This is a genomic window from Bradyrhizobium neotropicale (assembly GCF_001641695.1).
In the GTDB taxonomy this organism is placed as follows: Bacteria; Pseudomonadota; Alphaproteobacteria; order Rhizobiales; family Xanthobacteraceae; genus Bradyrhizobium; species Bradyrhizobium neotropicale.
Map to the genome: position 1 here is coordinate 1 of NZ_LSEF01000121.1, position 20257 is coordinate 20257.

The 20257-nt window shown below is 65.1% G+C and carries 22 protein-coding genes; 5 read left to right on the forward strand and 17 right to left on the reverse strand.

Annotated elements, in window-relative coordinates; genetic code table 11:
• The coding region (locus tag AXW67_RS38100; protein WP_063682042.1) for an acyl-CoA carboxylase subunit beta at positions 1-1526 on the reverse strand (1526 nt) is incomplete at its 3' end.
• A 151-nt stretch (positions 1527-1677) separates the two neighbouring features.
• On the opposite strand from AXW67_RS38100, the gene AXW67_RS38105 reads away from it, so the two are divergent.
• Positions 1678-2082, forward strand: coding sequence for a DUF4260 domain-containing protein (locus AXW67_RS38105; protein WP_063682043.1), 405 nt, complete (start codon positions 1678-1680; stop codon positions 2080-2082).
• A 168-nt stretch (positions 2083-2250) separates the two neighbouring features.
• Complete coding sequence (locus AXW67_RS38110; RefSeq protein ID WP_063682044.1) at positions 2251-2847, forward strand: hypothetical protein; 597 nt, start codon at positions 2251-2253, stop codon at positions 2845-2847.
• Positions 2848-2898: 51 nt separating this feature from the next.
• Here the strand turns inward: AXW67_RS38110 and AXW67_RS38115 are convergent, their stop codons facing one another.
• The 5 genes from AXW67_RS38115 to AXW67_RS38135 are packed head-to-tail and all read right to left on the reverse strand — an operon-like array spanning position 2899 to position 7223.
• Positions 2899-3555: a carboxymuconolactone decarboxylase family protein gene (locus tag AXW67_RS38115; protein WP_063682045.1), complete on the reverse strand. Its 657-nt coding sequence runs from the start codon at positions 3553-3555 to the stop codon at positions 2899-2901.
• Between the two features lie 59 nt (positions 3556-3614).
• Entirely contained in the window at positions 3615-4472 is an 858-nt protein-coding gene (gene blaOXA, locus AXW67_RS38120; RefSeq protein WP_063682046.1) for a class D beta-lactamase, read from the reverse strand.
• A gap of 33 nt (positions 4473-4505) precedes the next feature.
• Positions 4506-4769: an EscU/YscU/HrcU family type III secretion system export apparatus switch protein gene (locus tag AXW67_RS38125; protein WP_027554180.1), complete on the reverse strand. Its 264-nt coding sequence runs from the start codon at positions 4767-4769 to the stop codon at positions 4506-4508.
• Entirely contained in the window at positions 4766-6373 is a 1608-nt protein-coding gene (fliK, locus tag AXW67_RS38130) for a flagellar hook-length control protein FliK (protein WP_063682047.1), read from the reverse strand. The genes AXW67_RS38125 and fliK overlap by 4 nt, the downstream gene beginning before the upstream one ends.
• A 55-nt stretch (positions 6374-6428) precedes the next feature.
• Positions 6429-7223 (reverse strand): ATP12 family chaperone protein, encoded by a 795-nt coding sequence (locus AXW67_RS38135; protein ID WP_063682048.1) that lies wholly within the window; start codon positions 7221-7223, stop codon positions 6429-6431.
• 76 nt (positions 7224-7299) lie between these two features.
• Here AXW67_RS38135 and AXW67_RS38140 point away from each other — a divergent pair, with 76 nt between their 5' ends.
• The gene (locus tag AXW67_RS38140) at positions 7300-7746 is read left to right on the forward strand and encodes a hypothetical protein (protein WP_063682049.1); all 447 of its coding nucleotides are present in this window, start codon (positions 7300-7302) and stop codon (positions 7744-7746) included.
• 70 nt (positions 7747-7816) lie between these two features.
• Here AXW67_RS38140 and AXW67_RS38145 read toward each other — a convergent pair whose 3' ends face one another.
• Genes AXW67_RS38145 through AXW67_RS38155 form a run of 3 tightly spaced genes read right to left on the reverse strand, consistent with a single transcriptional unit; the run spans position 7817 to position 11809 of the window.
• Positions 7817-9016 (reverse strand): RluA family pseudouridine synthase, encoded by a 1200-nt coding sequence (locus AXW67_RS38145; protein WP_063682050.1) that lies wholly within the window; start codon positions 9014-9016, stop codon positions 7817-7819.
• 52 nt (positions 9017-9068) lie between these two features.
• Positions 9069-10406, reverse strand: coding sequence for a replication-associated recombination protein A (locus tag AXW67_RS38150; RefSeq protein ID WP_063682051.1), 1338 nt, complete (start codon positions 10404-10406; stop codon positions 9069-9071).
• Positions 10403-11809: a DegQ family serine endoprotease gene (locus AXW67_RS38155; protein WP_063682052.1), complete on the reverse strand. Its 1407-nt coding sequence runs from the start codon at positions 11807-11809 to the stop codon at positions 10403-10405. Before AXW67_RS38155 ends, AXW67_RS38150 begins: the two co-directional genes overlap by 4 nt.
• A 313-nt stretch (positions 11810-12122) precedes the next feature.
• On the opposite strand from AXW67_RS38155, the gene AXW67_RS38160 reads away from it, so the two are divergent.
• A complete protein-coding gene (locus AXW67_RS38160) occupies positions 12123-13754 on the forward strand; it encodes an OprO/OprP family phosphate-selective porin (RefSeq protein ID WP_063682053.1) in 1632 nt (543 codons plus the stop codon).
• A gap of 142 nt (positions 13755-13896) precedes the next feature.
• Here the strand turns inward: AXW67_RS38160 and AXW67_RS38165 are convergent, their stop codons facing one another.
• A complete protein-coding gene (locus AXW67_RS38165; protein ID WP_063682054.1) occupies positions 13897-14274 on the reverse strand; it encodes a winged helix-turn-helix transcriptional regulator in 378 nt (125 codons plus the stop codon).
• A gap of 121 nt (positions 14275-14395) precedes the next feature.
• On the opposite strand from AXW67_RS38165, the gene AXW67_RS38170 reads away from it, so the two are divergent.
• Complete coding sequence (locus AXW67_RS38170; RefSeq protein WP_063682055.1) at positions 14396-15409, forward strand: zinc-binding alcohol dehydrogenase family protein; 1014 nt, start codon at positions 14396-14398, stop codon at positions 15407-15409.
• A 132-nt stretch (positions 15410-15541) separates the two neighbouring features.
• On the opposite strand, the gene AXW67_RS38175 is transcribed toward AXW67_RS38170, so the two are convergent.
• The 7 genes from AXW67_RS38175 to rpsM form a co-directional block, all read right to left on the reverse strand.
• Positions 15542-15871 carry a hypothetical protein gene (locus tag AXW67_RS38175; protein ID WP_245315858.1) on the reverse strand — a complete coding sequence of 110 codons (330 nt, stop codon included), beginning with the start codon at positions 15869-15871 and terminating at the stop codon, positions 15542-15544.
• A gap of 313 nt (positions 15872-16184) precedes the next feature.
• Positions 16185-16487 (reverse strand): DUF1330 domain-containing protein, encoded by a 303-nt coding sequence (locus AXW67_RS38180; protein WP_063682106.1) that lies wholly within the window; start codon positions 16485-16487, stop codon positions 16185-16187.
• Between the two features lie 10 nt (positions 16488-16497).
• The gene (locus tag AXW67_RS38185; RefSeq protein WP_063682057.1) at positions 16498-17286 is read right to left on the reverse strand and encodes an SDR family NAD(P)-dependent oxidoreductase; all 789 of its coding nucleotides are present in this window, start codon (positions 17284-17286) and stop codon (positions 16498-16500) included.
• Between the two features lie 291 nt (positions 17287-17577).
• A complete protein-coding gene (gene rplQ, locus AXW67_RS38190; protein WP_063682058.1) occupies positions 17578-17994 on the reverse strand; it encodes a 50S ribosomal protein L17 in 417 nt (138 codons plus the stop codon).
• 121 nt (positions 17995-18115) lie between these two features.
• Positions 18116-19147: a DNA-directed RNA polymerase subunit alpha gene (locus AXW67_RS38195; RefSeq protein ID WP_035685709.1), complete on the reverse strand. Its 1032-nt coding sequence runs from the start codon at positions 19145-19147 to the stop codon at positions 18116-18118.
• 112 nt (positions 19148-19259) lie between these two features.
• Positions 19260-19649 (reverse strand): 30S ribosomal protein S11, encoded by a 390-nt coding sequence (gene rpsK / locus AXW67_RS38200; protein ID WP_007603045.1) that lies wholly within the window; start codon positions 19647-19649, stop codon positions 19260-19262.
• A gap of 123 nt (positions 19650-19772) precedes the next feature.
• Positions 19773-20141, reverse strand: coding sequence for a 30S ribosomal protein S13 (gene rpsM, locus AXW67_RS38205; protein ID WP_018647258.1), 369 nt, complete (start codon positions 20139-20141; stop codon positions 19773-19775).
• Positions 20142-20257: the final 116 nt, after the last annotated feature.

The following is a 20257-nucleotide window of genomic DNA, read 5'->3' on the forward strand; positions in this document are numbered from 1 at the left end:
GGCAAATTGTCGTGCTTCTTCGCCGGCATTTCCGTCTTCTTGTCCTTCAGCATCGCCAGCGCACGGGCGATGCGGCGGCGGGTCGAGTGCGGCATGATGACGTCGTCGATGTAGCCGCGTTCGGCGGCGATGAAGGGAGACAGGAAGCGGTCTTCGTATTCCTTGGTGCGCGCGGCGATCTTGTCGGGGTCGCCGATGTCGCCGCGGAAGATGATCTCGACCGCGCCCTTGGCGCCCATCACCGCGATCTGGGCGGTCGGCCAGGCGTAGTTCATGTCGGCACCGATCTCCTTGGACGCCATGACGTCGAAGGCACCGCCATAGGCCTTGCGGGTGATGATCGTCACCAGCGGCACGGTGCACTGCGAATACGCGAACAGGAGCTTGGCGCCGTGCTTGATCAGACCACCATATTCCTGCGCGGTGCCCGGCAGGAAGCCCGGCACGTCGACGAAGGTGACGATCGGGATGTTGAAGGCGTCGCAAAAACGAACGAAGCGCGCGGCCTTGCGCGAGGCGTCGGAGTCGAGCACGCCCGCCAGCACCATCGGCTGATTGGCGACGAAGCCGACGGTCCGGCCGGCGATGCGGCCGAAGCCGGTGACGATGTTCTTGGCGAAAGCTTCCGCGATCTCGAAGAAGTCGCCCTCGTCCACGACCTTCAGGATCAGCTCCTTCATGTCGTAAGGCTTGTTCGGATTGTCGGGGATCAGCGTGTCGAGCGACATGTCGACGCGGCCGATGTCGTCGAAGCTCGGCCATTCCGGCACGCCGTCGGTGTTGTTCGACGGCAGGAAGTCGATCAGCCGGCGCATCTGCAGCAGCGTCTCGACGTCGTTCTCGAACGCACCGTCCGCGATCGAGGAGCGCGTCGCGTGCACGGAAGCGCCGCCGAGTTCCTCCGCGGTGACGACCTCGTTGGTGACGGTCTTCACCACGTCGGGTCCGGTGACGAACATGTAGCTGGTGTTCTTCACCATGAAGATGAAATCGGTCATCGCCGGCGAATAGACGTCGCCGCCGGCACAGGGGCCCATGATGACGGAGATCTGCGGGATCACGCCCGAGGCGAGCACGTTGCGGCGGAAGACGTAGGAATAACCCGCGAGCGCCGCGACGCCCTCCTGGATGCGGGCGCCACCCGCGTCATAGAGGCCGATGATGGGCGCCCTCGCCTTCATCGCCATGTCCTGCAGTTTCGTGATCTTCAGCGCGTGGGTCTCGGACAGCGAGCCGCCGAACACGGTGAAGTCCTTGGCGAACACGAAGGTCTTGCGGCCGTTGACGGTGCCCCAGCCGGTGACGACGCCGTCACCGGGCACCTTGGTCTTCTCCATGCCAAACTCGGTGGAGCGGTGCTCGACGAACATGTCGAACTCCTCGAACGATCCCTTGTCGAGCAGCAGTTCGATACGCTCGCGCGCCGTCAGCTTGCCGCGGGCGTGCTGCGCCTCGATGCGCTTTTCCCCGCCGCCGAGCTTTGCGCCGGCACGGCGTTCTTCAAGGGCGTCCAGGATATGTTTCATTTGCTCCCGCCAGTTCTTAGCCTAAATGCGATTGCCGGGGGTTCTAACACGGCATTTTGCGGGCCGGGAAGCGGCTTTCGGCTTCGCGGGGCTGCCCTGGCGGTGCGGAAAGCGTGAGCGATTACAAAGTTTTGGCATGGAGAGGCGGACCATGGATGAGGCAGTGACTGAGACCGGCGCGGCGACCGGCGGCGTCAGGCTGCTCTTGCGGCTGGAGGGGCTGACACTGTTCGCTGGCATGACGCTGCTCTACGCGACCTGGGGTGGCTCCTGGACGCTCTACCTCCTGCTCTTCCTTGTGCCGGACTTGAGCTTCCTCGCCTACCTGTCGAGCCCGAAGTTCGGCGCGATGGTCTATAACGCCGCTCACAGCTACCTGGCCCCCGTGACGCTGATGACGCTGGGCTTCGGCTTCGCCTCGCCCCTCACCCTATCCATCGCCTTGATCTGGCTCGCCCATATCGGCATCGACCGGGCGCTCGGCTATGGCCTGAAATATTCCGCCGGCTTCGGCTTCACCCATCTCGGGCGGATCGGGCGGCAGGACAGGACCTGACGCAGCGGCCCTCGGCGCCGGGCGGGACGGCAATTTGCCGCTGCTTTCCGTTGACCGCGTGAGCCGATTCAGGCTTGCTGCCCGAAGCGGACAGGCGCCGAATGTAGCGTGAGCTCAGTCGGTACGGCGGCGGTCATCGCGCCCGATTGGCCCTTTTTGGCAGCACCCATGTCCGCGACGGTCGTCCCTCTGCCGCCGAACAGCTCGTCCGAGACCATCGACTTCCTGCGGCGGATGGCCAGCATGGTGTCGGGGCGTAACGGCGAGATGCTGCTGCGCGCAGCAAGCCTGATCCAATCGCTGTCGCAGCGGGCGATGTCGGCCGAGCGGCTGTTTCACGAGACGCAGGAAGAGAGCAAGCGTAATACAGTGCTGCGCGAGGCCGCCGAGCTCGCCACCGATGCCATGATCGGACAGATCGAGATGCTGCGGGCGCAGCTCACTGAAGTGACCGCCGCGGCCGCGGCCGACCGCACCGCGTTCAATGACGAGCGCGGCAAGCTGCTCTGCTTGATGCAGGATGCCGAGACCCACATCGGCAAGCTGACCACTGAGCTGGAGACGCTGCGCGCCTCCGTCGACAGCTTTAACGATACCGTGGTCTCCGTGCCGATCGAGGCGCTGCGGCTGGCGCGAACGCAGTTCGAATACCTCTCGAACGGCTTTGCCGGCAAAGGGGATGTCATCTCGCAGGCGATGAGCGAGATCGGCGGCTTTGCGATCGACCAGGCGCTGGCGGCGAAGAAGACCGCCGACTCCGCCTGAGACGGACGCGTGGTGGATTTCCTGAAAGCACTGTTCAAGCTAGGATAGGAATTACGGCTCGCCCGGCTTGAACGGCTCCTCCTTGCCCGGCGGCACGGTCTCCTCGGCCATTGCAAGCAGCATCGCGACCATCACGTAATTTCCGGCGAGCGCGGTGAGATCGACGATCTGCTGATCGCCAAACACCTTCTTGGCGCGCGCGTAGGTCTCGTCAGAGACCTTCCTGGTCGCGGTGAGCTCGGTGACGAAGTCGTAGACCACCGCCTCGTCCTCGGTCATCCCGGACGGCCGCTTGTTCGCCTTCAGCTCGGCGATCATGTCCGCCGATAGGCCGGCCTTCGCCGCAAGCGGCGCATGGGCAAACCATTCCACCTGCGAGCGCCACTGCCGCGCGATCACCAGGATCGCGAACTCGTTGAGTTTTGTCGGCACCGACGTCTGCCAGCGCAGGTAATAGAACAGGTCGAACAGGCGCTGGCCGAGCACGGGGCTGCGGATCATCGGATTGTAGGGGCCGCCGATGCCGACGCTCGAGACCTTCATGATCTGCTCGCCGAGCGGCTTCTGCTTCTCGTCGAGCTGGTCCATGGTGAGCTGCGGAAAGCGCGGCTCCTTGCTGGTGGCGGGGCCAGCGAACATGGTGGCGGCAAGCCAGCCGCCCGCGGCGGCGAGCGTGAGCGATGACAGCCAGAGCGGCGTTGAGTTCATTGTTGTCCTCCCGACTTTTTGTTGGTCGGAGGATGCTAGTCGAGCACAGCGCAGTTGCGCTAGATCGCGCCGATATCGGCAAGGCAGGCTTGCGTCAGGCTCATGCGGGCTTCGATATGGCGCTGCTCGCGGCAATCCATGTTGAGCGCGAACACGGTGTGTGCGCTGCCCTTCTCGGCCCAGCCGACCATCCAGCCGAGCGACGGCTCGCCGCGCTCGGCGCCCAAAAGCCCCGACTTCACGCGGATGATGGCGTCGCCGACCTTGGTCACCGGCAGGATCTCGGAGACGAGATCCTGGCTGCGCTTTGAGATCGGCAGCGCGCGGCGGCGCAGCCGGTCGACGAAATCGATCTGCTCGACCGGGTCGATGCGCAGATTTCCGGTGAGCCAGAACTGATCAATGCCGCCGCCGATGTCGCGATTGCCGTAGTCGAGGAGATCGACATATTTCTGCATCCGCTCCTGCCCGATGCGGCGCGCGATCTCCTGATAGACCGGCACTGCGCTCACCGCGATGGCGCTGCGCAGCGTGTGGTCCTTGTTCCAGGCCTCGATCGGGCGTTTCACGCCGTCCCAGGGGAACAGATCCTTGTCGGGATCGGCGACCACGCCGGTCTCGAGCGCAATCAGCGAGTTCGGGATCTTGAAGGTCGAGGCCGGCAGCTTGCCCTCGCCTGACCGCTCCCGGTCGCTTGCGATGATCAGGTAGTCATCGACCTTGTAGCCGACGAAGGTGCCGGCCGTCCCTAGATCGGTGAAGTGCTTGGCGAGACTCTCGCGGATCTCGTTGCGCGGCGGCGCGACATGAGCGAGCGCACGCTGCGGCAGGATGGCGGCTGCGGCAAGAAGGCCGAGGGCGGAACGGCGGGTGGGCAAGTGCAATATCCGTTGAACGGTGAAAGTGGCCGCGACCATGCAGCCGCTATCGTGGTGAAACGATGACAGTTGCTAGCGCGCACGGCCCGACAGCCGCAGCACGAACACCAGCACTTCGGCGACCGCCTTGTAGAGATCCGGCGGGATCTCCTCGCCGAGCTCGACCTTGGACAACGCGCCGGCCAGGACTTCGTTCTCCTCGATCGGGATGTCATGGGCCTTGGCGATCTCGACGATCTTCTCGCCGATCGTGCCCCTGCCCTTGGCGACGACCACCGGCGCGCCGCTGCCCTTCTCGTAGTGAAGCGCGATCGCAAGCTTGGTGTCGTCGCTCATGTCGCGCGATCCAGGAAATGGCCGGCGCGGGCCGGTGCCGGCTGCGGCGGCGTGCCGTCGCGCACGATGATGTCGCCGGGCTTGAGCTCGGCTTTCGTCAGCGCCTGGCTGAGCTCTCCAACGCCGGCGCGGAGCTGCTGCGCTGTCGTGGGCCGCTCCGCCCACATCCGCACAAAAGTCTTGTCGCCGTTCAGCGTGATCAGCGCATGCACGGGGCCGGCCGGCTCGACATTGAGCGAGAAGCGCGCGCGCCAGGCGCGCTTGGCGGGATCGGCCGACTCGCCAGCGCCATCGCCCGAGATCTCGAACTGCGCCATCGCGATGCCCTGTGGCGTCGCGAACGGGATCTCGAAATTCCACTGCGGCACGGTCGGATCGATGCGGTGGCCGCTGGCATCGACGCGATCGGGGAGCGAAGCGACCTGCAGCAAGGTCTGCCGCGCGATCGCAGCATCGGTGTCGTCGAGCAGACGATGCACGGTCGCAGTCAGCGGGCTATCGGGTGCGAGCGAAGGCGTTGCGATGGATTGGGGCGACGGCAGCGCACCGCGGAATGGCGGCGGCGTGGTCGTTCGTGCGGCCGCGTCGAAGACGTGGCCATCAGGTACGGCTTTGTTCGAGCCCGGCACGTTGCCGGTCATGCGCGGCAGGTTTTGCGCGACCTCTTGCAGGAGGCTCGCGGCAAGCCCGGCGGTCATTGTCCGCGGGGTCGCCGCTTGCAGAGCATCGGCAAGCACCGCGGCTGCGAGATTGGCGCTGCGCGGCATTTGAGCGATATCCGCGTCGGGTGACGGCAACACCGCGTGCGCGGCCTCGCTTGCCGCCTGAGCCGCCAAGGCCGTGGTCTGGGACGTGGCAACGGAGTTCGCCGAAGGCACGGCTACTTGCGGCACGCCAGTCTCGATCGCGCCTGAGGTCGCAACCAGCGTCTGACGCAGCACCAGCAGCGCCGCCTTCAGATCCGGCATGGCACCGGACGATGGCGTTGCGCCGGCGGCGAGCGAAGCTTCGAGGAACAGGCCGGATTTCTGGAAGGCGGACTCGATGTCGGCGCCATCGAGCTGAGCGTTGAGCGGCGTCTGCTGTGCGAGCACGTCCAGCACCGCCTGCTTCAGCCCGGCTGGCAGATTCCTGCCGGTCACGATCGCGGCGAGGTCAGCAAACAGCGGCGCCTGGCTGCCCTGCTTTGTCACGGCCTCGGCCGAGGCCATTGTCACCGCGACCTGCTCGGCCGGCGTCAACGGATTGCGCACAGCGTTTGCGGAGGGCGCAAGCGGCGGGCTGTCCATGCGCGACGCGGCGGCCGGCGTCAGCGTGACCTGATCGGCCGCGGCATCGCCTGCCCCGTTGACGACGGCGAGCCGGATCGTGCCGTCATTCTGCGACACCGCGAGCTGGAGGTTCTGGCCCGGCGACAGCGCCACTTCCGACATCACGTCGAGGGAGAGATTGGCGATGGCGATCCGCACCAGATTGTCGGCGAGCACGCTGACGACCCTGGCATCGACGACGCTGCCGTCCTGGAGCACGAGCCCGGGTGTTGCCGCATCGGCCACGGGGCCGGCGGAACTGACAGGGACGATCGAGCTTATCGGCGTCGGCATAGAGGCGGCCCAGGGAAACGCGCGTCCACCCTAAGCCGCTGTCGTAAACCTCTCGTTAAGGACCTTGGGTCCCGATCGGCTTCGCGGCCGCGAGCACCGCCACGGCGGCCTCGAAATCCCGCAGGCGGACGGCGCGGCGGCCGGCGGCCTCCTCGTCCACACCCCACTGGTCGGCGTTCCAGTCCTCATCGACATGGGCGGCCGCCCAGACCTGATCGGCATCGCGTACCCCGTGCGCCAGCGCCAACGCCAGCAGCGCCGAGCCGGTCAGCGTCGTGACCACGTGGAGCGCCGCCACGGACCAGGCATCCTGGGGCAGCGCAGCGCGTGCGGCCTGGATCGCCTCCTCCGGCTGCTTCACGTGCATGATGCCTTCGGACAGGATGAAATGCGCGCCCAGCGTCTCGGCGGCCCAGAACAGCACCGGGTCCCAATGCGCGGCCTCGCGCGCGACCAACCCCTCCGGATGGCCGGCGCGGTAGAACAGCAAGTCGGTCTGGAAGTATTTTGCGAGGTCGTCGCCAACGAGCTCGACGCGATCGACGACACCCTCGATCACGCTGTTGGCAAGCCGCGTCAGCGGCATGGTCATCGGATCGATCGCCTCCCTCTGCGCCTCCCATTCTGCGGCCGCCGCATCGGCCAGCGCGCGCGACGGGATCACCACTTGGCGGCTCGAAGGCGTGCGGATCGGCTTGCCGTCGAGCGTGACGGCAAAGCCGCCTTCGGCCCCGGCCACGCCGACCTCCTTGTAGAAGCGCTTGCGCAACGGCGCGCGGGCGGCCTGGCGGGCCGATTCCCGCGGATCCAGCGGGGACTGCCCCGCAACCTCATCGAACAATTCGCGCATCTGACGTTTTCGGTCCCGGTCCCTGAATGCTAGGCTTCTAAGATAAGACCGGCGGCCGATAAAGCGAGCAGCAGGCATGAGGCACATCGCGGGCGTTCTGGGCCTGTTCGCCGGGTTCTCGCTGGCCGCGGCGGAGGCCGGCTTCCGCACCCCGGAATCCCTCGTCCGCAACGTCTATGCCCATTACGGTGAGGGTTCCCCGGAGCAGTCAAAGGGCCTGCCGCGCGACGAGGCAACCGCCCGGCAGTTCTTCGATCCCAGCCTGCGCAAGGCCTGGAGCGGTCCGAGGGCCGAGCCCTACGATTTCCTGGTGCAGAGCCCGACCTGGAAGCTCGGCCCGGTCGCGATCTCGGTCCTGCGCAGGCAATACGACAAGACCCATGTCGCGGCGAACTTCGACAATCACGGCCGGCGCGTGACGCTGAACTTCATCCTCGTCTACGGACCGGAGGGCTGGCTGATCACGGATGTCGAGAGCCCGCATGACAGCTTGCGGATGTTTCTGGAGCAGTTTCGGAATTGAGGGGGTGCGTGGGCAATCGCCAGTCAATTCCTCGGTGTCGTCCTGGCTTTCGCCAGGACGACATTGGGTATTATTCCTCAGGTGCGTTCTCGATCGGATCAAATCTGGTGGCGTCGAGACCAATCAGGTTCCATGACTGCTGCATGTGCGGCGGCAGTGGCGCGGTCGCGTCGATGACGCCGCCACGCGGATGCGGGATCACGATACGGCGTGCCAAGAGATGCAGCCGGTTTTGCAGACCCCCCGGCAGCTCCCAGTTCTCGATGTTGAAGTATTTGGGATCGCCGATGATGGGATGGCCGATATGGGCCATGTGGGCGCGGAGCTGGTGCGTGCGCCCCGTCACCGGCTTCAGCGACACCCAGGTCAGCTTGTTGCCGGCGGTCTCGACCACCGCATAGTAGGTCACCGCGTGGCTCGCGCCCTCATCGCCATGCTGGGCGATGCGCATGATGGTGTCGTCCTCGCCCTCCTCCTTGGCGAGGAAGGTCGAGATGCGGCCCTGCTTCGGCTTCGGCAGACCCGGCACCAGCGCCCAATAGACTTTTCGCGCCGAGCGCGAGCGGAAGGCGCCGGTCAGATGGCTCGCGGCAAAGCGCGTTTTGGCGATCAGGAGGCACCCCGACGTCTCCCGGTCGATCCGGTGCACCAGGCGCGGCTTCTGGCCCTTGGCGTCGCGCATCACCTCCAGCATCTGGTCGATGTGCCGCGTCATACCCGAGCCGCCCTGCACGGCAAGGCCGGCGGGCTTGTTGAGGACGAGAACGTCGTCGTCCTCAAAGATCGTCATGTCCTTCAGCGCGGCAAGCGTCTTCTGCGCGGCTTCCGACAGCGCGCCCGGCACCTTCGGTGCGTCGAGCTTCAGGGGCGGAATGCGGACGCTCTGGCCCTCCCCGAGGCGGTCCTTGCTGTCGACGCGCTTGCCGTCGACGCGCAGCTCGCCTTTGCGCACGACGCGCTGGATGTGGGAGAACGACAGACCCGGAAAACGCGCTTCGAGGAAACGGTCGACGCGCATGTTGTTCTCGTCCGCCGTGACGGTGACGGTCTGCACCTTGGTCGGCAGCAGCGCCTCGACGGGTTTTGCCGGCGCGGGTTCAGGGGCACGCCGCTCGGCGCGCTCGCCGGCAAAGCGCTGTGGCTTCGCGCCCGGCTTGCCGCCCGGACGCGGCCCGGCCTTTTGCGCGCTGCGCGCCTGATGCGGACGCCCTTCCTTGCGCTCATCGCGTGCGCGGGGTTTTGGGTTGGCTCTCTTGATGCGGCGGCTCATGAATGACTGCCTAGCCTAAAAGTGGCTTGCCGTCACGGCGAAATGGCCGTTTTCAACGCGAGCCGCCCCGCTCCTTCCGCAGCTTCGCCCAATAGTCCAGCCGTTTCCGGATCTCCCGCTCGAAGCCGCGCTCGGGCGGGTCGTAGAAGGTCTGGCGGCCAAGGACCTCCGGGAAATAGTCCTGGCCGGAGAAGGCATCGGGCGCGTCGTGGTCGTACTCGTAACCGGAGCCATAGCCTTCCGACTTCATCAGCTTGGTCGGGGAGTTGAGGATGTGCTTTGGCGGCAGCAGCGAGCCGGCCTGCTTTGCGGTCTGCATGGCAGCGCCGAAGGCTGTGTAGACCGCATTCGATTTCGGGGCGGTGGCGAGATAGACGACCGCTTGCGCGATGGCGAGCTCGCCCTCGGGATGGCCGAGGAAGTCGAAGGCGTCCTTGGCCGCGTTGGCGATGACGAGTGCCTGCGGATCGGCAAGCCCGATATCCTCGACCGCCATGCGCACGACACGGCGCGCCAGAAACAGCGGATCCTCACCGGCATCGAGCATGCGCGCGAGATAATAGAGCGCCGCATCCGGATCGGAGCCGCGCACCGATTTATGCAGCGCCGAGATCAGGTTGTAATGACCGTCCGCCGACTTGTCGTAGATCGGCGCGCGACGCTGCAGGATGTCCTGCAACTGTGCGGCGTTGAAAATCTCGCCGGCGCGCGCCGAACGCCAGACCTCTTCGACCAGTGTCAGCGAGGCACGGCCGTCGCCATCGGCCATGCGCGCCAGGACGGCGCGCGCTTCCGCGTCCAGCGGCAGCTTCCTGCCCTCGATCGCCTCGGCATGCGCGAACAGCTTCTCGATCGCGGCAGCGTCGAGCGAATGAAACACCAGGACGCGCGCGCGGGACAGCAACGCCGCGTTGAGCTCGAAGGACGGATTTTCGGTGGTGGCGCCGACCATCACCACCGTGCCGTCTTCCATCACGGGCAGAAACGAGTCCTGCTGCGCGCGGTTGAAGCGATGCACCTCGTCGACGAACAGCAGCGTGCCCTTACCCATCTCGCGGCGGGCGCGTGCGGCATCGAACGCCTTCTTCAGGTCGGCAACGCCGGAGAACACGGCAGAGATCTGCTCGAAGTGCAGATCGGTCGCATCCGCGAGCAGCCGCGCCACCGTGGTCTTGCCCGTGCCGGGCGGGCCCCAGAACACCAGCGAGCCGAGCGTGCGTGTCTCCAGCATGCGCGTCAGCGCGCCGTCGGGCCCGAGAATGTGGTCCTGGCCGACGACCTCCGACAGCGTGCGCGGACGCAGACGGTCCGGCAGCGGATGCGGGGCCTCTTGATCGAACCCCGCCGCGGCAAAGAGAGTTGGCGTCTCCTGTGGTCGCTTCGGACTCATCCGCCCAGCGTGACGTTGATCTGCTGGCCGCCCCGCACCAGCGTGATGCGCCAGATCCGCGGGCGTTCGCCCGCCGCCTTCTCCAGGTCGCCGGTCTTGCTGATCTTCTGATTGTTCACCGCCAGAATGACGTCACCCTTCTGGAAGCCGACACTGGCGGCCGCGCTGTCGTCGCCGAGATCCGTGACGACGACGCCTTCGGTGTCGGCATCGAGATGCAGCTCGTCGGCGACGGCCGGCGTGATGGTCGAAACCTTCGCACCCTGGAACGGCGAGCGCGCCGTGATGACGATCTCGTTGCGGCCGGTGTCGGGCGCGATCTCGAGCGCCACCGTCAGCTTCTGCGGCTTGCCGCCGCGCTGCACGTCGATCTGGGCCGTGCCGCCGAGCGGACGCGTCGCAAAGCGGTAGTCGAAGGCGTTGGGATCATCCACGGTCTGACCATCGATCGCGACGATCAGGTCGGAGGATTTCAGTCCGGCCTTTGCGGCCGGTCCGTTCGGGACGACGCTTGCGACCAGCGCACCGGTCGGCGAGCGCAGGCCCAGACTCTCGGCGATGTCGGGCGTCACCGCCTGCAGCCGCGCGCCGAGCCACGGCCGCTTCACCGCCTTGCCGCCGCTCTTGGCGGAGGCGACGACGACGCGCACCATGTTGGCAGGAATGGCAAAGCCGATTCCCTGCGAGCCCCCCGAGCGCGAGTAGATCGCGGTGTTGATGCCGGCGAGCCTGCCGTTCATGTCGACCAGAGCGCCGCCGGAATTGCCGGGATTGATCGCCGCATCGGTCTGGATGAAGAATTGGTAGTCGGTAATGCCGACCTGCGTCCGCGCCAGCGCCGAGATGATGCCGTGGGTCACGGTCTGGCCGACGCCGAAGGGATTGCCGATCGCGAGCACGACGTCGCCGACCATCAATTCATCCGAATTGGTGAGGTCGAGCGTCGGAAATTTTTCCTTCGCATCCTTGATGCGCAGCACGGCGAGATCGCTGCGGGAATCCTTCAGCACGATGTCGGCCTCGAATTCGCGCTTGTCCGACAGCGACACCTTCACCTGATCGGCGCCCTCGATGACGTGGACGTTGGTGACGACGAGGCCGGATGGATCGACGATGACGCCGGAGCCCAGCGAGCGCTGCATCTGCTCGGGCTGCTGGCCCGGCACGCCGAAGAAGCGGCGGAAGATCGGATCATCCAGCAGCGGGTTGCGATTCTGCACCACCTTGGCCGCATAGACGTTGACGACGGCCGGTTGGACCCGCTGCACAATGGGACCATAGGACAGGCGCAGCTCCGCCGCCGACGACGGGACACGACGATCCTGCGCGGAGGCCGGATCGGGGCTGCCCGAAAGGGCTATGCAAAATCCCGTTATGAGCGCGGTACAGATCGATCGAAACATTCCTACCTCTCGGAAAAGACGCCGGAATATAGGCGCGTTCGCCCGCCAATAGAAGGGCGCCAAGCGGCAATATTCACCCCTCCTCGCCTGCTCTACCTTGCCGGCTCTGCGTGCGCCGCGGCGTTTTTGCCCAAGCCTGTGGATTGGCATGACGCCTATCATCCTCCATTCTGTCCTCTGGCGGATTCGGTTGCGGCGAATTTGCATCAGTGGGAACCGCAGCCGTCGGCGCGCCGTCGCGGGTCAGTCATCGATCAGTCTTAGGCTCTCCCGTTGCGACTTGGGGAAGTTCGTCAACCGATGGAGTGAAGATGTGAGCAGGACAAGAATTGCAGCCACGGCGATTGGTCTCGCCGGCGCGCTGGCGGCCTCCCAGGCCCAGGCACAATCGGCAAGCAGCAGCGAGCAGGAGATCGCACTCCTCAAGCAGCAATTGAAGATGCTGGAGCAGAAGCTCGACAAGCTCCAGAGCCAGACCGCGGCGAACACGGCGGCTACGGCGAAAGCCAAGGCGGAAGCGAAGGCCGAGGCCAAAGCCGAAGCGAGATCGGAGGCGAAGGCCGCGGTCGCCAGCGCCAATGCGGCGGTACCGGTGAAGGCGGCGGCGCCGGCATCCGGTGTCGTGGTGACGATGCCGAACAACCGGCCGACGATCTGCACCGCGGACGAACAGAACTGCATCGCAATCACGAGCCGCGTGCACTGGGATGTCGGCGGTTACAATTATCGCCCCAATACGGCATTTACCTCGCCGCAACAGCTCGACAGCGGCGAGAACCTCCGCCGTGCGCGTATCGGCGTCGTCGGCAAGTTCTTTGGCGACTGGAACTACGCCCTGATCTACGACTTCGGCGGCTCGTCGGACGGCTTCGGCGGCACCGCCTCGGCCGGCGGCACCCCCGTCGGCTTCCTTCCGGGCGGCGGGACATCGGGCGTCGAAAATGCCTATCTGAGCTACACCGGCCTCAAACCATTCGGCGGCAAGATGGCGATCGAAGCCGGCATCATGGACCTGGCCTGGACGCTCGACGAATCCACCAGCTCCAACGACATCCTGTTCATGGAGCGTGCCTCGGTTGGCCTCATCGCACAAAATATCGCAGCCGGTGACTTCCGTTCGGCCGTCGGCACCCGCTGGTGGAATGACCAGCTCTGGGTCGGCGCTTATGTCACCGGGCCAACGACGGGCGCGATCCACTCTGCGTCCAGCATCAATCCGCCCGGGATGACCGAACAATATGGCGCCACCGCCCGCATTGCCGGCAATCCCATCAGCGGCAAGGACTACTCGCTGCATATCGGCGCCGACGCGGAGTGGCTGATCCAGCCGCCGCGCAATCTGGTGACGCAGGCACAGACGCTCACGCTCAGTGACCGGCCTGAGCTGCGGATCGATCCGACCTCGCTGATATCGACCGGTGCGATCGCCAACGTTTCCGGGGCGCAGGTCTACGGCGTCGAAGCGGCGGGGACCTATGGCCCGTTCATCGCGCAGGGCGAATATTACTGGTTCAATGTCGACCGCACCGCGAATACCGGCCTGCCGCCGTTCGGCGCGCCGAGCCTGAAATTCGATGGCGGTTACGCGCAGGTCGGCTACGTGCTGACCGGCGAGACGCATCCCTACAATCCGGCGGCGGCCGCCTACGGCGGCATCAAGCCGGCGAATCCGTTCTCACTCACCGGCGGCGGCTGGGGTGCCTGGGAAATCGCCGGACGCGTGAGCACGATGAACCTGAACGATCAGCTCGCGACGGCGGCCGGCATCGCGGGTGGACGGCAAACCATCTACACCGCCGCGCTGAACTGGTACGTCAACAACAACGTCCGCTTCATGCTGGACTACCTGCATGGCGACATCTCCAAGCAGCAGAGTTCCACCTCTGCGGTGAATGCGGGCTCGAAGTTCGACGCGATAGCGATGCGCACCCAAGTCGCTTTCTGATCTGAAGTCGCCTTCTGATCTGAAGTCGCTTTCTGATCTCAGGTTGCTTTCTGATCTGAAGTCGCGTTCCGTCGACGAGACGCAAGAGCCGGGAGCGGCATGGCCGCCCCCGGCTTCCTTCTTTCGGGCCGCGCGCTTGCTTTCAGGCCGCGCGCTTCGGCTTCTTGACGACGACCGGGGGCGGCGCGCAGGACAGCCGCTGCTGATGGCTCTCCCCCCAGGCCTTGAGAATGTCGATCACCGGCCGCAGGCTCTCGCCGAGTTCGGAGAGGCAATACTCCACCCGCGGCGGCACCTCGGCATAGACCTTGCGGATGACGAGCTTGTCCTCCTCCAACGCGCGAAGCTGCTTCGTCAGCATGCGCTGGGTGATGCCCGGCATCAGGCGGCGCAATTCGCCGAAGCGCTGGGTGCCGCTCTGGAGGTGATAGAGGATCACGCCCTTCCACTTGCCGTCGATCAGGTCCAGCGTCGCCTCGACCGAGCAGCCGGGACGACGGGCGAAGTTGCGCCGTTTCATGCGTATTTTCCCAATAGTATCCAAACAGGGACTATATCCCCGAATTTACAGTACTTGCCAAACCGGAGCCAGGGCGACAGTTAGAGCGGCAGGTGACCACGCCATCTGATGGAGACAAGCCATGAAGGCCGTCGGCTACAAGAAATCACTTCCGATCGAGGATCAGGACTCACTGATCGATTTCGAGACCGCAAAGCCCGAGCCCAAGGGACGCGACATCCGCGTCGCCGTGAAGGCGATCTCGGCCAATCCGGTCGACTACAAGGTACGCAAGCGCGCGGCCCCGCCCGAGGGCGAGGTGAAGATTCTGGGCTATGACGCGGCCGGCGTGATCGATGCCGTCGGCCCTGACGTCACGCTGTTCAAGGTCGGCGATGAAGTGTTCTACGCCGGCTCCATCCTGCGCCAGGGCACCAATGCGGAATTCCATCTGGTCGACGAGCGCATCGTCGGCCGCAAGCCGAAGAGCCTGTCCTTCGCGCAAGCCGCCGCGCTTCCCCTCACCTCCATCACCGCCTGGGAGCTGCTGTTCGATCGGCTCGGCGCCGTGCCCGGCAAAAGCGTCGATCCGCGCACGCTGCTGATCACGGGCGGCGCCGGCGGCGTCGGCTCGATCCTGATCCAGCTCGCGCGCCGCCTCACCGGGCTCACGGTGCTCGCGACCGCGACGCGGCCGGAATCGCGGAAATGGTGCCTCGATCTCGGCGCGCATGCGGTCATCGACCACGGCAAGCCGATGAAGGAGCAGATCGAGAAGCTGAAGCTGCCGCCCGTCGCGCTGGTGGCGAGCCTCACCTTCACCGACCAGCACTACAAGGCGATCGCCGAGTTCATGGCGCCGCAGGGCCGCTTCGGCCTGATCGACGATCCGCCGGAGTTCAACGTGAGCACGTTCAAGGGCAAGGCGATCTCGATCCACTGGGAATCGATGTTCACGCGCTCCTCGTTCCAGACGCCGGACATGATCGCGCAGCATCATTTGCTCAACGACGTCGCCGACCTCATCGACAAGGGCGTGCTGCGCACCACGCTCGACCAGACCTTTGGCACGATCAACGCCGGCAACCTCAAGCGCGCACATGCGCTGCTCGAGAGCGGCAAGTCGCGTGGCAAGATCGTGCTGGAGGGGTGGTAGGAGCCACAACTGCGTAGGGTGGGTTAGCGAAGCGTAACCCACCTCTTTCGCTTCTACGGAGACGAACAGTGGTGGGTTACGCCCAGCGAACCGCGCTTCGCGCAGTCGCAGGGCTAACCCACCCTACGATGACTACTTGGCCTGGGCGGCGGCCTGGAGCGCCTTCCAGTCGAATTTCTCCGCGAGCGCCACTGCATCGTCTTCGGTCAGGCCCTGGTAGACGAAATTGAACAGCGCATTCTGCCCCAGCGCCACCACGAGCGTGCCGGACTTCTCCTTGCTGTTGTAGCTCTTGAGCACCTGCATGCCATGCATGTTCGACGACATGACGTGGCCTTCCGGCGTCTGGATGTTCATCCCGCTCTCGATCGAACCCATGGCTCCGGCGGCGGCCTGCCCAACCACCACGGAGGCATGCACCTGCGCCGAGTCGCGCTCGTAGTCGCGCGTTGCGGTGGTCATGCTCGTATCGGACATTTGCATCGACATGCCGTCCGGCTTCTTGCCTTGCCAACCGCTCAGATCAACCAGCAGCGGAAGAAATCGTTGAAACGGCTGGTCTGCGTGGACGGACGCAAGAGGCCATGAAGCCGACAAAGCAACAAGAAAACAAAGAATTCTGTATCGCGACTTAAGCATTATTTTCTCCCGGTGGGTCCGGGAGCGACCATAGCAACCCATCGTTGCGCGAGGAAGACGTCGCAGGCCGGCCGAAATGGTGGGCACGCTTCCGCCTTCGCTCTCCGAGCTACGGCGGACAAGTCGCTTTGCCACCCTACAGCATCCCGGACGTCACGCCCTCCACGAACATCAGCCGGCGCTCCAATGCCGTTTGTCGCAGCTTCAGCGCTTCCGCATATTCCGGCGAGGCGTACCATTCACGCGCACGCGCCATCGTCGGAAATTCCACGATGATGATGGTCTTGGGCGGCGGGCCGCCCTCCACCGCTTCGGCGGCGCCGCCGCGCGCGAGGTAGCGGCCGCCATATTGCGCGATGGTCTTGGCGGCGAGTGTGCGATAGGCCTGCATTGCGGCCTGATCGCGCGCCTCGACCTCGGAGATCACGTAGGCTGGCACGTGCATCGCCTCATGCGATGGTGTTGACGATGCCGCCCTCGGCCCGCAACGCCGCGCCGTTGGTGGCGGAGGCTTCCTTGGAGGCGGCATAGACCACCATGTTCGCGATCTCGTCGACGCTGGCGAAGCGTTGCAGCAGCGAGCTCGGACGGTGCTGCTTGACGAAATTGGCTGCGGCCTCGTCGACCGACTGTCCGTTCTGCCTCGCGAGGTCCTTCACGAAGGTCTCGACGCCTTCAGACATGGTCGGGCCCGGCAGCACGGCGTTGACGGTGACGCCGGTGCCGCGGGTGAGCTGCGCAAGCCCGCGCGCCACCGAGAGCTGGGCCGTCTTGGTCATGCCGTAATGGATCATCTCGACGGGAATGTTGAGCCCGGATTCCGAGGAAATGAAGACGATGCGGCCCCAATTGCGCTTGAGCATGCCTTTCAGGTAAGCGCGCGACAGCCGCACGCCGCTCATCACGTTGACCTCGAAGAAGCGGCTCCAGTCCTCGTCGGGGATCTCGAAAAAATCCTTCGGCTCGAAGATGCCGGCGTTGTTGATGAGGATGTCGACCTCAGGCAGCGCCGCTACAAGCGCCTTGCAGCCGGCGGCCGTCGAGACGTCGGCGGCGATGCCGCGAACCTTCGCGCCCGTCCCTTCCAGCTTGCGGACGGCAGCGTCGACCTTGTCCTGGCCGCGCCCGTTGATCACGACACTCGCGCCGGAGCCCGCGAGCCCCCTGGCAATGGCGTGGCCGATGCCGGCGGTCGAGCCGGTCACGAGGGCAGTCTTTCCGGAAAGGTCGATCTTCATGTCTCACCTCCATTGATGTCGGTGGAGAATATCGGGCGTCCTTGATCGCACCGCAATTGCCGCTCACCGATGCGTGAGGAAGCAAGACACAGCCACTCACGTCGTCCTGGCGAAAGCCAGCTTGTAGGGTGGGCAAAGCGTAGCGTGCCCACCATTTCGACGTAGCGTGCGGGATCAAGTGGTGGGCGCGGCGCGCGCAAGCGCGCGCCTTTGCCCACCCTACAGCTACGCTCAAAGCAAAAAAGCGGCGCCCGGGGGGCGCCGCTTTTGAAACCTGATGGCCGGTCCGGCTTACGCCGCCTCGGCTTCCTTCTCTTGCACCGGACCGGAGTCCTGGCCCTTGGCGTCGACGTCGCGATCGACGAACTCGATCACGGCCATCGCGGCGTTGTCGCCGTAGCGGAAGCCGGCCTTGATGATGCGGGTGTAGCCGCCCTGGCGGTCCTTGTAGCGGGTCGCGAGCGTGTCGAAGAGCTTCTTGACCATGTCGACGTCGCGCAGCTCGGCGATCGCCTGACGGCGCAGCGACAGGCCGCCCTTCTTGCCGAGGGTGACGAGCTTCTCGACGATCGGGCGAAGCTCCTTGGCCTTGGGCAGCGTGGTGACGATCTGCTCGTGCTTGATCAGCGAGGCCGCCATGTTGGCGAACATCGCGCGGCGGTGCTCGGCCGTGCGGTTGAGCTTCCGATGAACCTTGCCGTGACGCATGTGACTATTCCTTACGTTAAAACTGCCGCGACGGTTCGTCGGACATGTTGCTCAGGTGGGCTGCCTGCGTTCGCCCGCTAAAGCGCGATGAATTCGCGCCTTGGCTTGTCGTACGTTCGGATCAGTAGTGATCCTCGAAGCGCTTGGCGAGCTCGTCGATGTTCTCAGGCGGCCAGCCCGGCACTTCCATGCCGAGGTGCAGACCCATCTGGGCCAGCACTTCCTTGATCTCGTTCAGCGACTTGCGGCCGAAGTTCGGAGTGCGGAGCATTTCGGCTTCCGACTTCTGCACGAGGTCGCCGATGTAGACGATGTTGTCGTTCTTCAGGCAGTTGGCCGAACGCACCGACAGCTCGAGCTCGTCCACCTTCTTGAGGAAGGCCGGGTTGAAGGCGAGGTCCGGGATGATCTCCTGGGCGACCTCCTTGCGCGGCTCTTCGAAGTTGACGAACACGTTGAGCTGATCCTGCAGGATGCGCGCGGCATAGGCCACCGAGTCGTCCGGCGAGATCGCGCCGTTGGTCTCGATCGTCATGGTCAGCTTGTCGTAGTCGAGGATCTGGCCCTCGCGGGTGTTCTCGACCTTGTAGGAGACCTTGCGGACCGGCGAGTACAGGCTGTCGACCGGGATCAGGCCGATCGGCGCATCCTCGGGCCGGTTGCGCTCGGCGGGCACGTAGCCCTTGCCGGTCGAGACCGTGAACTCCATGCGGATCTCCGCGCCCTCGTCGAGGGTGCAGATCTGCAGGTCCGGGTTGAGCACGGTGACGTCGCCGACGGTCTGGATGTCGCCGGCGGTGACCACGCCCGGGCCCTGCTTCTTCACGACCATGCGCTTGGGGCCTTCGCCCTGCATCTTGATCGAGATGTCCTTGATGTTGAGCACGATGTCGGTGACGTCCTCACGGACGCCCGCGATCGAGGAGAACTCGTGCAGCACGCCGTCGATGTGCACCGACTGCACCGCCGCGCCCTGGAGCGAGGACAAAAGGATGCGGCGCAGCGCATTGCCGAGCGTCTGGCCGAAGCCGCGCTCGAGCGGCTCGGCGACGATGGTCGCGAAACGGGCCGGATCGCTGCCGGGCGTGACCTGGAGCTTGTTCGGCCGAATCAGTTCTTGCCAATTTTTCTGGATCGTCACTGTTTCACCCATACAGGCCAGTCAATTTGAAAGTTCAAAATACTGGCGTTGGAGAAAGGCCGCAGATCATTCCCGCGGCTTCGCAAAAAGTCATCACGGGCGCCAATGCACCCGCAACTTCGTATCAAACGCGGCGGCGCTTGCGCGGCCGGCAACCATTGTGCGGGATCGTGGTCACGTCGCGGATCGAGGTGACGGTGAAGCCCGCAGCCTGCAATGCGCGGAGCGCCGATTCGCGGCCCGAACCGGGACCGGCGACTTCGACTTCCAGCGTGCGCATGCCGTGCTCCTGCGCCTTCTTGGAAACGTCCTCCGCAGCGACCTGCGCTGCATACGGGGTCGACTTGCGCGATCCCTTGAAACCCATGGTGCCCGCTGACGACCAGGCAATCGTGTTGCCCTGCGCGTCGGTGATGGTGATGGTCGTGTTGTTGAACGACGAGTTCACGTGCGCGACGCCGGAGGCGATGTTCTTGCGCTCACGACGGCGAACGCGGGTGGCTTCCTTGCCCATTGAGTCCCTTTCCTGAAGATCTCAAACGCCGCCGTAATGCCAGCGGCTACACCTGTGGAACGAAAGGCGCGTGGCGAACGGGCAATCCCCTGTTCGCCACACGCCGCGATGGAATTCGAAGACTTACTTCTTCTTGCCGGCGATGGCCTTGGCCGGGCCCTTGCGCGTGCGCGCATTGGTGTGGGTACGCTGACCGCGCACCGGCAGACCGCGACGATGACGCAGGCCGCGATAGCAGCCGAGGTCCATCAGACGCTTGATGTTGATGCCGACCTCGCGACGCAGGTCGCCCTCGACGAGATAGTCGCGGTCGATCACTTCGCGGATCTGGAGCACTTCGGCGTCGCTGAGCTGATTGACGCGACGATCCTCGGGGATCTTCACCTTCTCGATGATGTCACCGGCGATCTTGGGGCCGATGCCATGGATGTACTGGAGCGCGATCAGCACGCGCTTGTTGGTGGGAATGTTCACGCCGGCAATACGGGCCACGGCCTTCTCTCCTGTTGCCGATCCCTCGTCAGGAATCAGGCTTTAAGTGCTTGCTTTCTCGGGCAGGTGTTCACAAACGCGAACACGACGCCCACCCCCGGTCTTCCTGGGGCCCG